At 63.8% G+C, this 13,082-nt stretch carries 15 protein-coding genes; all 15 read right to left on the reverse strand.

The features are described 5' to 3' along the window. Positions 1-211 precede the first annotated feature (211 nt). Positions 212-1,825 (reverse strand): ABC transporter substrate-binding protein, encoded by a 1,614-nt coding sequence (locus ACGRVM_RS07440; protein ID WP_377171297.1) that lies wholly within the window; start codon positions 1,823-1,825, stop codon positions 212-214. A gap of 384 nt (positions 1,826-2,209) precedes the next feature. Further along, positions 2,210-3,523: a replication-associated recombination protein A gene (locus tag ACGRVM_RS07445; protein ID WP_377171295.1), complete on the reverse strand. Its 1,314-nt coding sequence runs from the start codon at positions 3,521-3,523 to the stop codon at positions 2,210-2,212. A gap of 3 nt (positions 3,524-3,526) precedes the next feature. Then, a complete protein-coding gene (locus ACGRVM_RS07450; protein ID WP_377171293.1) occupies positions 3,527-4,906 on the reverse strand; it encodes a trypsin-like peptidase domain-containing protein in 1,380 nt (459 codons plus the stop codon). A gap of 143 nt (positions 4,907-5,049) precedes the next feature. Then, entirely contained in the window at positions 5,050-5,475 is a 426-nt protein-coding gene (gene rplQ / locus ACGRVM_RS07455) for a 50S ribosomal protein L17 (RefSeq protein WP_377171291.1), read from the reverse strand. A gap of 134 nt (positions 5,476-5,609) precedes the next feature. Beyond that, positions 5,610-6,626: a DNA-directed RNA polymerase subunit alpha gene (locus ACGRVM_RS07460; RefSeq protein ID WP_377171288.1), complete on the reverse strand. Its 1,017-nt coding sequence runs from the start codon at positions 6,624-6,626 to the stop codon at positions 5,610-5,612. Between the two features lie 113 nt (positions 6,627-6,739). Beyond that, on the reverse strand, positions 6,740-7,129 hold the full coding sequence (gene rpsK / locus ACGRVM_RS07465; protein ID WP_076532328.1) for a 30S ribosomal protein S11: 390 nt from the start codon (positions 7,127-7,129) through the stop codon (positions 6,740-6,742). Positions 7,130-7,143: 14 nt separating this feature from the next. Further along, entirely contained in the window at positions 7,144-7,512 is a 369-nt protein-coding gene (gene rpsM / locus ACGRVM_RS07470) for a 30S ribosomal protein S13 (RefSeq protein WP_377171285.1), read from the reverse strand. 234 nt (positions 7,513-7,746) lie between these two features. Next, positions 7,747-8,226: a hypothetical protein gene (locus tag ACGRVM_RS07475; protein ID WP_377171282.1), complete on the reverse strand. Its 480-nt coding sequence runs from the start codon at positions 8,224-8,226 to the stop codon at positions 7,747-7,749. A gap of 108 nt (positions 8,227-8,334) precedes the next feature. Next, positions 8,335-8,982: an adenylate kinase gene (locus ACGRVM_RS07480; RefSeq protein ID WP_377171280.1), complete on the reverse strand. Its 648-nt coding sequence runs from the start codon at positions 8,980-8,982 to the stop codon at positions 8,335-8,337. Then, positions 8,983-10,350 carry a preprotein translocase subunit SecY gene (secY, locus tag ACGRVM_RS07485; protein ID WP_377171278.1) on the reverse strand — a complete coding sequence of 456 codons (1,368 nt, stop codon included), beginning with the start codon at positions 10,348-10,350 and terminating at the stop codon, positions 8,983-8,985. Between the two features lie 115 nt (positions 10,351-10,465). Beyond that, positions 10,466-10,939, reverse strand: a complete 474-nt coding sequence (gene rplO, locus ACGRVM_RS07490) for a 50S ribosomal protein L15 (RefSeq protein WP_377171275.1) — start codon at positions 10,937-10,939, stop codon at positions 10,466-10,468. Positions 10,940-11,084: 145 nt separating this feature from the next. After that, positions 11,085-11,468, reverse strand: a complete 384-nt coding sequence (locus tag ACGRVM_RS07495; RefSeq protein ID WP_377171273.1) for an ectoine synthase — start codon at positions 11,466-11,468, stop codon at positions 11,085-11,087. A 352-nt stretch (positions 11,469-11,820) separates the two neighbouring features. Further along, positions 11,821-12,009, reverse strand: coding sequence for a 50S ribosomal protein L30 (rpmD, locus tag ACGRVM_RS07500; protein ID WP_377171271.1), 189 nt, complete (start codon positions 12,007-12,009; stop codon positions 11,821-11,823). A gap of 3 nt (positions 12,010-12,012) precedes the next feature. Then, on the reverse strand, positions 12,013-12,600 hold the full coding sequence (gene rpsE, locus ACGRVM_RS07505; protein ID WP_076532318.1) for a 30S ribosomal protein S5: 588 nt from the start codon (positions 12,598-12,600) through the stop codon (positions 12,013-12,015). A 119-nt stretch (positions 12,601-12,719) separates the two neighbouring features. Next, positions 12,720-13,079 carry a 50S ribosomal protein L18 gene (gene rplR / locus ACGRVM_RS07510; protein ID WP_377171268.1) on the reverse strand — a complete coding sequence of 120 codons (360 nt, stop codon included), beginning with the start codon at positions 13,077-13,079 and terminating at the stop codon, positions 12,720-12,722. Positions 13,080-13,082 lie beyond the last annotated feature (3 nt).

The following is a 13,082-nucleotide window of genomic DNA, read 5'->3' on the forward strand; positions in this document are numbered from 1 at the left end:
TTCACAGGTCCGAAAGCGACCTTTCGCAAGCAAAACACGAATACCCGCCTGCATCCACACTTTTGTGCCAAGGCGGTGTTTTTCCGGCGAATTTCATGAACTAAGCAAACGCTTCCATCTGAATGATGCTTCGCGGACGCATTTCGTGTCGTTTTCGGAACATCCGCCGCGGAAATGCCGGCGCCCGCGAACGGGCGCCGACGGGATCGGCTCATGCCTCGCCGAACCACCAGCGGCTCGGGCCGCGCGCACCGTCGAGCTCCCAGCTGGGTGCCAGGTTCTCGCCGGTCTGAACGTTGTTGCGCACCGCATAGACAAAGTTGTTGAAGAACGGGATGATCGTCCCGCCATCGTTGCGCGCCAGAAGCGCCATCTCGCGATACATCTCCGAGCGACGCTCGTCGTCGAGCTCGGCCTTGGCCTGCTGGAGAAGCTTGTTGAACTCCTCGTTCTCCCAGCGCGACTCGTTCCATGCCGCACCCGACTGGTAGGCCAGCGAATACATCACGTCGGGCGTCGGGCGCGCGCCCCAGCTGACGGCGGTGAAGGGCTTTTTCAGCCAGACATCAGAATAGTAGCCGTCGTTCGGCTCGCGCACGACATTCACGGTGATGCCCGCCGCCTTGGCCTGCTCGGAATAGAGCACGCACATGTCGACCGCGCCCGAAAAGACCGAATCCGCAGTGCTGAGGCTGACCGTGAGGTTCTCGGCGCCCGCCTTCTTGAGCAACGATTTCGCCTGATCGGGATCGTAGCTGCGCTGCTCGATCCCTTCCGGGAAATAGGGCATCGCGGGCGAGTGGTGGAAGTCGTTGCCCATTGTGCCTTCGCCGAAGGCGATCTTGTCGATGATCTCCTCGCGGTTCATGGCCAGCTTCAGCGCATTGCGCACGTTCACATCGTCGAAGGGCGCCGTGTCGCAGAACATCGGCATGGTGATGGCCGCCGCCGAGGGCACCGAGAGGATCTCGATCGAGGGATCGCGCTCGAGAAGCGACTTGGTCTTGAGATCGACAAGCGAGACCGCGTCCACATCGCCGGTGACGAGCGCCGTCTGGCGCGCGTTCGGATCGTTGAGCACGAGCATCAGAAGCTCGTCGAAATAGGCGCCCTCGAGGTGCCAGCCGTCGTGGCGCGACAGGCGGAACTGCACGCCCCACTCGGCCTCGTCGATCTTGTAGGGGCCCGAGCCGTCGCCGGACTGCCAGTCGATCGTGCCGTCGCCGTTGCTGGGGCAGATGGCGAAGTGGTAGTCCGTCATCAGCCACGGCACATCGGCATTGCCGCCTTCCATCTCGACGATGACGGTATGCTCGCCATCCGCGCGGATGTCCTTGACGCCCGAGAAGAGCGACTTGGCCGCCGAGGTCGATGCCTCGCCGCGGTGGAAGTTGAGCGAGTCGACCACGTCCTCGGACGTCACCGGCTTGCCGGAATGGAAGCTGGCGTTCTGGTTGATCTCGAAGGTCCAGACCGACGCGTCCTCGTTCGGCTCCCACGCGGTGGCGAGGTCATTGCCCAGCGTGCCGTCGGGATTGATCATCGTCAGATACGAGCGGTACTGATGCGCCAGATAGATCTGCTGGCGGCTGACATAGGTGCCGGGATCGTGCGTGTCCGACGAGTTGCCGTCATGGATGCCGAAGCGGAACGTGCCGCCCTTCTGGGGCGCGGCATTGGCCTTGGTGGTCCAGAGGCCCGTCGCGGCGCTGGCGCTGACGCCGGCGGCCATCGAGTAGTTCATGAACGAGCGGCGCGAGATGCTGCCCGTTCGGGCCGCCTCGCCGAGGCGCGTCAACAATTCACTGTTCTTGGACTTGGTCATAATGGTTACCTCCAATTAAGTTGAACTTCGCTGTCTACGATCAGCTTGCGATGCGCACACGGCGCGTCGAACGCGCCGCCCCTCCCCAGGTGCGCGCAGGCCCGCGGCTCACCGCGATATGCGGTGTGTCGGCAGCGGATATGCGCGCTCGCAAATAGTAGTCTGATTGCGACATGCGCAAAGGAAAACATGGAATGGTCCGAGCCGCCAGCAGGAATCTGCCAAAAACCCTTGTTTTCTTGGCTTGACCTTGTGCCCGTCGCCGCTACTGCCCTTTAAAACAGGACCGAAACGGATCGCCGTGACGTTGCGTCACCCCGCTGCGATGCAGCATTCGATGTCGCAAACAGACAAGTTTCCTGAAAGCGACATGGCGCGAGGGCCTCAGCCGCGGCGCAGGCGCAGCTTGGTGAAATAATCGAGCCGTTTTTTCAATTCGCGCTCGAACCCCCGCTCGACCGGCTGATAAAGCACCGGGCGCTTCATGCTTTCGGGGAAATAGTTCTGCCCCGAGAAGCCGTCCTCGGCATCGTGGTCATAGGCATAGCCCGCGCCGAAGCCCTGCTCCTTCATGAGCTTGGTGGGCGCGTTCAGGATATGTTTGGGCGGCGGCTCGGAGCCGGTCTTCTTCGCCTCGCGCATCGCCGCCTTGAAGCCGGCGTAGCCCGCGTTCGATTTGGGCGCGAGCGCGAGATAGATCACCGCCTGCCCCAGCGCGAGCTCGCCCTCGGGCGAGCCGAGCCGCTCGTAGGTCTCCCACGCATCGAGGCAGACGCGATGCGCATGGGTGTCGGCCAACCCGATATCCTCGACCGCCATCCGCGTGATGCGCCGCGCGAGATAGCGTGGATCCTCGCCCCCGGTCAGCATCCGCGCCAGCCAATAGAGCGCGGCGTCCGGATCGGAGCCGCGCACGGATTTATGCAGCGCCGAGATGAGGTTGTAATGCTCGTCGCCCGACTTGTCGTATTTCGCGGCGCGGCGCATGAGGCGGCTGGCGAGGCCTTCGGTGGCCAGCTTGCCCTCGATCTTCCACGCCATGATCTGCTCGATCAGGTTGAGAAGCGCGCGCCCGTCGCCATCGGCCATTTCGAGAAGCGCCTCGCGCGCCGCGCCGTCGAGCGGCAGGCTGCGCCCCAACTCGCGCTCGGCCCGCTGCGCGAGCCGCTCCAGATCGGCGAGGTCGAGCCGCGTGAGTACGAGCACCTGGCTGCGGCTCAGAAGGGCGGCGTTCAGCTCGAAACTGGGGTTCTCGGTTGTGGCGCCCACAAGAAGGATCGTGCCGTCCTCCATATAGGGCAAAAAGCCGTCCTGCTGCGCCTTGTTGAAGCGGTGAATCTCGTCCACGAAGAGAAGCGTGCCCTGCCCGTTCGCGGCGCGGTGCCGGGCCTCCTGAAAGACCTTTTTGAGGTCGGCCACGCCCGAGAAGATCGCGCTGATCTGCACGAAATGCAGGTCCGTCACATCCGCCAGAAGCCGCGCGATGGTGGTCTTGCCCACGCCGGGTGGGCCCCAGAAGATGAGGCTGCCGAGACTGCCCGCCGCCAGCATCACGCCCAAGGGCGCCTCGGGGCCAAGCACCTGCTCCTGCCCGATCACCTCGCCAAGCGCCTTGGGCCGCAGCCGGTCCGCAAGCGGGCGATGCCCCTTCGGCTGTCCCTCTGGAGCGGGGGCGCCGGTATCGAAGAGATCCGCCACGCGCTAGAGCCTGAACCGCATGGTCAGGCGCCGTTGTCCGCGCCGCACGTCGAGCGCAAGGCGCCGCTCGGCGGCCTCGAGCGCGGCCTCGGCGCTCTGGCTGTCGGTCACGGCGGCGCCGTTGATGCCGAGGATGACGTCGCCCACGCGCAGCCCGGCGCGCGCGCCCACATCGCCCGGATCCTCGACGAGCACGCCCTGCGCCGTCAGCGGCAGATCGTATTCGGCCATCACGGCGGGGTTCACGGTGCTGAGCGTGACACCCGGCACGGCGGCGCGCGCGCCGGTCGTCAGCGTCGCGCGGGGCGGCGCATCGGGCGCACGCTCCATCGGCACGCTCAGCGAGCGCGTCTCGCCGCCCTGAACCACCTCGAGCGTCACATCCGCCCCCAGCCCCGCGACGCTCATGCGGTAGATCATCTCGGCGGGGCCGTTCACCTCCTGCCCGTCCACGCTGAGAATGACATCGCCCGCCTTCAGCCCGGCCGCGGCGAAGGGGCTGGCGGGGTGCATGTCCGACAGAATGATGCCGCTCGCACGCGGCAGGCCCAGCCCCTCGGCCATGTCATAGGTGAGCGGCTGGCCCGTGACGCCCGCCCAGGGGCGCTGGAACCGCGTCTCGCCCGCGCGGGCCTGATCGACGAACTGGCGCACGAGCGTGGCGGGAATGGCGAAGCCGATCCCGTTCGAGCCACCCGAGCGGCTGAGGATGGAGGTGTTGATCCCGATGAGCGCGCCGTTGATATCGACGAGCGCGCCGCCCGAATTGCCGGGATTGATCGGCGCATCCGTCTGAATGAAATAGCCGCGCGCATTGCCCGTCGCCGTGCCCGACCGCGCGAGGCCCGAGACGATGCCGCTGCTGACGGTCTGGCCCACGCCGAACGGATTGCCGACGGCGAGGACCAGCTCGCCCACCTCGACGCTGTCGCTGTCGCGCAGCTCGAGCGCGGGAAGGTCCGAACCGCCCTCGAGTTTAAGGATGGCCAGATCGCTCTCCTCGTCGGCCAGAAGGACCGAGGCGTCGTATTCCCGCCGGTCATTAAGCACGACACGGATATCGGTCGCCTGCCCCACGACGTGATAGTTGGAGACAACGATGCCGTCCGCGCCGAGGATCACGCCCGAGCCGAGCGAGTTTTCCACACGCGGGCGCGATCCGCCGAAATTCTGAAAGAGCTGGCCGAAGAACGGATCGTCCGCGAAAGGGCTGGCGCGGCCTTCGATCACGCGACGGGCATAGATGTTGACCACGGCGGGCGTCACGGATTTCACCACCGGCACGAAGCCCATCTGGATCTCGGCGCTGCTGCGCGGCACCTCCATCTGGGCCGCGGCAGGGGCGGCGAACGCGATCATCGCGACGGCGAGCGGTTTCAACATGGGCGCCTCCGGGGTCGGTCCTGCCCTCGCGATATGCGCCCCGGCGCGCGCGATTGCAAGTTTCGGCGCGATGTGCGCGAAAACGCGAAAGGCCCCCACCGATCCCGGCGGGGGCCTTCGTCACCGTCCCTTTCGGGGGATGCTCAGTCTTCGTCCATCGACGCCATTTCGGCGGCGACGCGCTCCTTGTCGGCCTTGCCCTTGGCCGAGACGTCGCGGTCGACGAATTCGATGATCGCCATCGGCGCCATGTCGCCATAGCGGAAGCCGGCCTTCAGGACGCGCACGTAGCCGCCCTGACGATCCTTGTAGCGCGGGCCGAGCACGTCGAAGAGCTTCGTGACATACTGGTCCTGCTTGAGCTGCGCGGCGGCCTGGCGGCGGGCGTGCAGATCGCCGCGCTTGCCGAGCGTGATCATCTTCTCGATGATGCGGCGCAGTTCCTTGGCCTTGGGCAGGGTCGTTTTGATCTGCTCATGTTCGATGAGCGAGCCGGCCATGTTCGCCCAGAGCGCCTTGCGGTGCTCGTGGGTGCGGTTCAGGCGGCGGTAACCTCTTGCGTGACGCATGTGTAATACTCCTAGATTTGCCCTCTACGGGCCGTTTTGCTTTGTCTGGCGGCGGGGTGCGTGCCGCGCCGCTCTCCTTGGGGCGGGTGCCCGGGTCGTGACGGGCCGGGATATCGCTCCCGGCCCGCTTAGTCTCAGAAGGCGTCTTCGAATTTCTTCGCCAGATCCTCGATATTGTCGGGCGGCCAGTCCTCGACATCCATGCCGAGATGCAGACCCATGCCCGACAGCACTTCCTTGATCTCGTTCAGAGACTTGCGGCCGAAGTTCGGCGTGCGCAGCATCTCCGCCTCGGTCTTCTGGATGAGATCGCCGATATAGACGATGTTGTCGTTCTTGAGGCAGTTGGCCGAGCGCACCGACAGCTCCAGCTCGTCCACCTTCTTGAGCAGAAGCGGGTTGAACTCGAGACCGTCGTCGTCGTCCTGACGGCCCGCGCTCTCGGGCTCGTCGAAGTTGACGAAGATGCTCAGCTGGTCCTGAAGGATGCGCGCGGCATAGGCCACGGCATCGTCGGGGCTGATCGAGCCGTCGGTTTCGATCTTCATGGTCAGCTTGTCATAGTCCAGCACCTGCCCCTCGCGGGTGGGCTGCACGTCATAGCTGACGCGGCGGACGGGGCTGTAGATCGCGTCCACGGGGATCATGCCGATCGGCGCGTCCTCGGGCTTGTTCTTGTCGGCGGCGACGTAGCCCTTGCCGGTGTTGACCGTCAGTTCCATGAAGAGATCCGCGCCCTCGTCGAGGTGGCAGATCACGTGATCGCGGTTCAGAACCTCGATGCCCGAGCTGTCCGAAATATCGCCGGCGGTGACGATGCCCGGACCCTTCGCGCTGATCGACAGGCGCTTGGGCCCTTCGACTTCCATGCGCAGCGCGACGCCCTTGAGGTTCAGGATGATGTCGGTGACGTCCTCGCGGACACCCGCGACGGACGAGAATTCATGCAGAACGTTGTCGATCTGGACGGCGGTGATGGCCGCGCCCTGAAGCGACGACATCAGCACGCGGCGCAGCGCGTTGCCGAGGGTCAGGCCGAAGCCCCGCTCCAGCGGTTCGGCGACGACCGTGGCGTGACGCGCGGGATCGTTGCCCGGCTTGACGTCCAGCTGGGTCGGCTTGATCAGTTCAGCCCAATTCTTGTGGATCATGTGTCCCTCCATACCTGTCCTGCCCGCATGTCCGACGGCCAGAACGCCCGAGGTTTCAAAATGACGTAAGTGGGGCTGCGCGGACATGCGCAACCCCACTTGAAACAATGGCCTCAGACGCGGCGGCGCTTCGGCGGACGGCAGCCGTTATGCGCCATCGGCGTCACGTCGCGGATGGACGTGATGTTGAAGCCGACGGCAGCGAGGGCGCGCAGCGCGCTCTCGCGGCCCGAACCGGGGCCCTGCACTTCGACTTCAAGGGTGCGCATGCCATGCTCCTGCGCCTTCTTGCCGGCGTCTTCGGCAGCGAGCTGGGCGGCATAGGGCGTCGACTTGCGCGAGCCCTTGAAGCCGCAGCTGCCGGCCGAGGACCATGCGATCGCGTTGCCCTGAACGTCCGAGATCAGGATCTTGGTGTTGTTGAACGAAGAGTTCACATGCGCAACGCCGGTGGCGATGTTCTTGGAAACCTTCTTCTTCGTGCGGCGGGTATCACGTGCCATAACTCAAGCCCTCCTTATTTCTTCTTGCCGGCAATGGCCTTCGCGGGGCCTTTGCGGGTGCGGGCGTTGGTATGGGTGCGCTGGCCGCGAACCGGCAGGTTGCGGCGGTGGCGCAGACCGCGATAGCAGCCGAGATCCATCAGGCGCTTGATGTTCATCTGCGTCTCACGGCGCAGATCGCCCTCGACGGTCAGGTTCGCGTCGATGTATTCGCGCAGGGCGACGGCTTCGGTGTCGCTCAGCTCGTTGACGCGGCGCGACAGGTCGATGCCGACCGCTTCGCAGATGGTCTTGGCCGTGGAATGGCCGATACCGGTGACATAGGTGAGGGCGATGGGGACCCGTTTATGCGTCGGGATGTTGACGCCGGCGATACGTGCCACGTGCATGTTCCTTTTCGTTGCGAGCCCGTAATTCCGGGCCCTTTTTTCACAACGCAGGCCCGAGGCGGTCGCCCTGGGCCGTAGCTGAATTCAGGTGATCGATTCGGTATGGGCAAATCCCATATGAATCAGCGCCCCTTGCGGGATGGTGCTGGTTAGGGGGATTTGCCCGGATCGTCAAGGGTGGCGCGCAAGCTTTGTGAGGACGTCACAAATAGTCACACTTCGCGGACTTCAAGTACATGTCGACACGCCGTTCTGAACCGCTTCTTCCCAGTTCTCACCCAAAGCCTTACGCGCATCTATTGCTCGCTCGTAGCCTGCTTCGCTGCGTTTATACATACGAACCGCAATACTCTGATCGTAACCACCGGTTATAATTGTTCCTCCTCCGGTAAACGTGGTGTTCGCCTGCCCCGATAAACCGTTACCCGACACATTGTATGAGGAGGTGGTTGATGCGCCGGTTGGGGCAGTTTGCACGACCTGGACGTTATTGTCAGAGTGCGCTCCACGGATTCTGTAACCATCGTAGCCAGCCTTGAGCGTCTCAATAGCCGCCATTTCACTCGCAACTTTTGCAGCCCCAGATGTGCCACACACGGGCGCGGCGCTAGTGTTTAGCAAAAACTCGTTTCGGGATACCGGTGTAACCGAAGTGGACGCACAAGCAGATACCGTTGCAATTGTAGCTGCTGAAATGATCAATCTCATACCTTTTTCTCCTGTTCCGCGTCTTGGAAACAGAAATCAAGCCACGAGTTCAACCGCAAAAATGCAATAATTTACATTGCATTTAGGTTAGACTGTACGTTGAGCCGGTCAGGCGTCGAGGACCGCCGCGATCTCGGCCTTAACCTCGTCCATGGTGCCGAGGCCGTCGACGGGGCTCAGCATGTCCTTGGCGTAGTAATAGCCGATCAGGGGCGATGTCTTCTTGTAGTATTCCATGAGGCGGTTGCGCAGCGCCTCCTCGTTGTCGTCGGCGCGGCGGACGAATTCCTTGGCCTCGCCGCAATTGATGCAGACGCCATCGGCGGGGATCGGCTTGGTCTTGTCGTTGTAGACCGCGCCGCAGCCCGAACAGGTGGAGCGCGCGGTGATGCGCTCGACCAGCGCGTCGTCATCGACCTGCATCTCGATCACCGCATCGAGGCGCTCGCCGCAATCGGCCAGAAGCTGCCCGAGCGCGTCGGCCTGCGGCAGGGTGCGCGGGAAGCCGTCGAAGATGAAGCCCCCGCCCTTCTCGCCCTCGAGTTTCTCGCGGATGAGGCCGATCACGATCTCGTCCGTCACCAGATCGCCGCGCGCCATCACCTCGGCGACCTTCTTGCCCATCTCGGTGCCCGACGCCTTGGCCTCGCGCAGCATGTCGCCCGTGCTGAGCTGGATCATGCCCCGCTCCTTGACGAGTTGCTGAGCCTGCGTGCCCTTGCCGGCGCCCGGCGGTCCGAGAAGAATGATGTTCATTTACTTGCGTCCTGTCCCTTTGCGCCGTGTGCGACGCTTACCTTTACCGCCGAGCTGCGATTTCTCGATGAGGCCCTCATATTGATGCGCCAGCAGATGGCTCTGCGCCTGCTGTATCGTATCCATGGTGACCGACACGACGATAAGAACCGAAGTCCCGCCGAAATAAAAGGGAATGGCGAATTGCGAACGCAGAATTTCCGGCAGCAGGCAGACCAGCGCGAGATAGCCCGATCCGAGCACGAGAATGCGGCTGAGAACGTATTCGAGATACTCGGCCGTGCGCTTGCCGGGACGGATGCCGGGAACGAAGCCGTTCTGGTTCTTTAGGTTCTCGGCCACCTCGTCGGGTTTGAACGCGACGTTGTAGGTGTAGAAATACGCGAAGAACACGATCATGCCGGTGAAGAACAGCAGATAGAGCGGCTGGCCCGGGCCGAAATACGCGAGGATCGTGGACATGATCGGGCTCGAGCCCTGCCCGCCCGAGAAGGTGCTGATCGTCGTCGGCAGAAGCAGCAGCGACGAGGCGAAGATCGCCGGGATGACGCCCGCCGGGTTCACCTTGATCGGCAGGTGCGAGGAGCCGCCGTCATAGACCTTCATGCCGACCTGGCGGCGCGGATACTGGATATGCACCTTGCGCAGGCTGCGCTCCATGAAGACCACGAAGGCGATCACGACGACCACCATCACGATCACGCCGATGATGACCGCGGGGCTGATCGCGCCCGAGCGGCCCGAGGCGAAGAACTGCGCCAGCGCTGCCGGAACCTCGGCGATGATGCCGACGAAGATGATGAGCGAGATACCGTTGCCGATGCCGCGCGCGGTGATCTGCTCGCCCAGCCACATCAGGAACATCGTGCCGCCGACCAGCGTGATCATGCACGAGACGATGAAGAACGTGCCGGGATTGGTGACGAGATCGCCCGATTGCAGGCTGACCGCGAGGCCGTAGGATTGCAGCGTCGCCAGGAACACTGTGCCGTAGCGCGTGTACTGGTTGATCTTCTTGCGCCCCGCCTCGCCCTCTTTCTTGAGCTGCTCGAGCGCGGGCACCATGGCCGTCATGAGCTGAACGATGATCGAGGCCGAGATATAGGGCATGATGCCGAGCGCGAAGATGCCCATCCGCCCCAGCGCGCCGCCGGTGAACATGCTGAGCATGCCGCCGATGCTGGCGCCCGCATCCGCCATGAAGGCCCGCAGCTCGACACCGTCGATGCCGGGCACGGGGATCCACGTGCCGAGGCGATAGACGATCAAGAGCATCAAGGTATAGAAGATGCGCTTGCGAAGATCGGTGGCCTTGCCGAGCGCCGCCCAGCTGGTGTTGGCCGCCATTTGTTCTGCTGCAGATACCATTCGGCTCTCTTTTGTAATGACAAACGCCGCCGGGGTGCTGTTTTCCAGCGGCCCGGCGGCGTCCGTTTTGAAAACTACGAAGTGTGTAAGCGGCAGGCGCGCCGCTCACAACCTCTTATTCAGCCGCCTGCGCGCTTGTGACTTTCAGTGAGCCACCCGCCTTCTCGACAGCCTCGACCGCCGATTTCGACGCGCCGGTGACTTCGAGCGTGATCTTGGAGGTCACGTCGCCCTTTGCCAACACGCGGATGCCATCGAGCTTGCGGCGCACGAGGCCCGACGCGATCAGCGCGTCCTCGGTGATGGCGCTGCCGGCATCGAGCTTCTTGTCGTCGATGAATTTCTGGATCAGGCCCAGATTGACCACGGCATAGGCCTTGCGGTTCGGCTTGTTGAAGCCGCGCTTGGGCAGGCGCTGATAGAGCGGCATCTGGCCGCCCTCGTAGCCGTTGATGGCCACGCCCGAACGGGATTTTTGACCCTTGACACCACGGCCGGCGGTCTTGCCCATGCCCGAGCCGGGACCACGGCCGACGCGCTTCTTGCGCTTGGTTGCGCCGTCGTTATCGCGCAGTTCATGCAATTTCATGTCGCTTCTCCTTGTGCCGGATGCGGCCCCCAGCGACGGGAGCGGCCGAACGCGGCTTGAGTTGGATTGTGAGTCGGCAATCAGGCCGACACCGGGCGCGTATAGCGGGCCGGACGGATGCACGCAAGGGCGGGCATCACCGCCTCTATCCGGGCAGGTTGTAGCTGCCATCCGCGTCATGGGTTTCGGCCCCGCTCAGCGCCGGGGTGAAGACGCAGATCAGCCGCATGTCTGTCCGCGCGCGGATGATATGGGCGTCATGCGCATCGAGCACATACATGCTGCCGGGCCGCAGGGTCCATCTGCGTCCCGTGGCCACCTCCTCTACCTCGCCCTCCCCCTCGATGCAGTAATTCGCCTCGACATGGTTCTTGTATTCGAGGCGCTGCGTACTTCCCGCCATGATGAGCGTGTCATGAAAGGAGTAGCCCAACCCGTCGCGCGCAAGCAGGATCCGGCGGCTCTCGAAGGCCTCGCCGGTCACATGATCGGCCGTTCCGAGTGTCTCGGCGAGGGTCTTGACAAACATTGGCGCTCTCCTTCTGGCGACTGGCGTGACGATGTTAACCGTGGTTAAGATTGTGGCGAAGATTTATCCGAGGGTCTCCACAATGATCAGATCATTCGTCATCGCCAGCGCGCTTGCAACGCTCACCGCCGCTCCGGTCTCTGCATCTGAGCGCGCAGGCCATCTCGCCGCGCAGCCTGCCGGCGCGCCGGTTGCCCATAGCGGTGGATGCCGCAAGGACTCGCCCCCCGGTAAATGCTGCCATGCGGGCTCCAAGCCGCTGCATTGCCACTGAACATGCATGGCCTGAAACGCGAAACGCCCCGGTCATTTCTGACCGGGGCGCTGCTGTTTCGGATCGAAGGCTGAAAGCTCAGCCCTTCTCTTCCAGGATTTCCACCATGTGCGGGATCTTGTTGATCATGCCGCGAACACTGGGTGTGTCCTCCAGCTCGCGCACGCGGTGCATCTTGTTGAGGCCGAGGCCGATCAGCGTCGCGCGCTGCTCGGCGGGGCGGCGGATGGGGCTGCCCACCTGCTTGATGACGATCGTCTTGGCCATGTCTTAACCCTCCTGAGCGACGGGCGCTTGCTCGCCCTTGATGGCGGGCGCGTCCGAGGTCGCCATGATGTCGGCGACTTTCTTGCCGCGGCGCTGTGCCACCTGACGCGGGCTCGACTCCTTGGTCAGGCCGTTCATGGTGGCACGGATCATGTTGTAGGGGTTCTGGCTGCCGTTGGATTTGGCAACGACGTCCTGAACGCCCAGCATCTCGAAGACGGCGCGCATCGGACCACCGGCGATGATGCCGGTACCCTGGGGCGCGGTGCGCATCACGATCTTGCCGGCGCCGTGGCGGCCTTCCATGTCATGATGCAGGGTGCGGCCCTCGCGCAGCGGCACGCGGATCATGCCGCGCTTGGCGGCCTCGGTCGCCTTGCGGATGGCCTCGGGGACCTCCTTGGCCTTGCCCTTGCCGAAGCCGACGCGGCCCTTCTGGTCGCCCACGACCACGAGCGCGGCGAAGCCGAAGCGCTTGCCGCCCTTGACGGTTTTCGAAACGCGGTTGATCGCGACCAGACGGTCGGCGAATTCGGGGGCCTCTTCGCGCTGGTTGCGGCGGCCGCCGCCCCGGTTGTCATCTCTTGCCATGTGGCATGTCCTTTATCTTGGCGGCGCGTCGCTTGGCGCCAGTCTTGTGTCAATCCAGGTGGGCGATAGCGCCCCCGGATCATCGAGGCGGCCCCGGAGCGGGGCCGCCTGCGCTGAAATCAGATCTTCAGACCACCTTCACGCGCGGCGTCGGCCAGAGCCTTCACCTTGCCGTGGAAGAGGAAGCCGCCACGGTCGAAGTAAGCTTCGCTCACGCCGGCCTTCTTGGCACGTTCCGCAATCGTGGAGCCGACCTTGACGGCCGCTTCCATGTTGCACTTGCCGACCATGCCCAGATCCTTCTCGAGGGTCGAGGCCGATGCGAGGGTCACCCCGTTCGCATCGTCGATCAGCTGAACGCTGATGTTCTTGTTGCTGCGGTGCACGCTGAGGCGCATGCGCCCAGCATTGACCTGACGAAGTTTGTTCCGAACGCGCAGGCGGCGTTTCTGAAACAGTTTTCTCTTGCTGTTTGCCATCTA

Origin of the sequence: Roseovarius aquimarinus (assembly GCF_043661195.1) — a bacterium.
In the GTDB taxonomy this organism is placed as follows: Bacteria; Pseudomonadota; Alphaproteobacteria; order Rhodobacterales; family Rhodobacteraceae; genus Roseovarius; species Roseovarius aquimarinus.

What these genes read in the sequence shown, in the direction of transcription:
- ACGRVM_RS07440 (WP_377171297.1), bottom strand. Translation starts at nt 1,825, where the DNA reads ATGACCAAGTCCAAGAACAGTGAATTGTTGACGCGCCTCGGCGAGGCG.
- ACGRVM_RS07450 (WP_377171293.1), bottom strand. Translation starts at nt 4,906, where the DNA reads ATGTTGAAACCGCTCGCCGTCGCGATGATCGCGTTCGCCGCCCCTGCC.
- rplQ (WP_377171291.1), bottom strand. Translation starts at nt 5,475, where the DNA reads ATGCGTCACGCAAGAGGTTACCGCCGCCTGAACCGCACCCACGAGCAC.
- ACGRVM_RS07460 (WP_377171288.1), bottom strand. Translation starts at nt 6,626, where the DNA reads ATGATCCACAAGAATTGGGCTGAACTGATCAAGCCGACCCAGCTGGAC.
- rpsK (WP_076532328.1), bottom strand. Translation starts at nt 7,129, where the DNA reads ATGGCACGTGATACCCGCCGCACGAAGAAGAAGGTTTCCAAGAACATC.
- ACGRVM_RS07475 (WP_377171282.1), bottom strand. Translation starts at nt 8,226, where the DNA reads ATGAGATTGATCATTTCAGCAGCTACAATTGCAACGGTATCTGCTTGT.
- ACGRVM_RS07480 (WP_377171280.1), bottom strand. Translation starts at nt 8,982, where the DNA reads ATGAACATCATTCTTCTCGGACCGCCGGGCGCCGGCAAGGGCACGCAG.
- secY (WP_377171278.1), bottom strand. Translation starts at nt 10,350, where the DNA reads ATGGTATCTGCAGCAGAACAAATGGCGGCCAACACCAGCTGGGCGGCG.
- rplO (WP_377171275.1), bottom strand. Translation starts at nt 10,939, where the DNA reads ATGAAATTGCATGAACTGCGCGATAACGACGGCGCAACCAAGCGCAAG.
- ACGRVM_RS07495 (WP_377171273.1), bottom strand. Translation starts at nt 11,468, where the DNA reads ATGTTTGTCAAGACCCTCGCCGAGACACTCGGAACGGCCGATCATGTG.
- rpmD (WP_377171271.1), bottom strand. Translation starts at nt 12,009, where the DNA reads ATGGCCAAGACGATCGTCATCAAGCAGGTGGGCAGCCCCATCCGCCGC.
- rpsE (WP_076532318.1), bottom strand. Translation starts at nt 12,600, where the DNA reads ATGGCAAGAGATGACAACCGGGGCGGCGGCCGCCGCAACCAGCGCGAA.
- rplR (WP_377171268.1), bottom strand. Translation starts at nt 13,079, where the DNA reads ATGGCAAACAGCAAGAGAAAACTGTTTCAGAAACGCCGCCTGCGCGTT.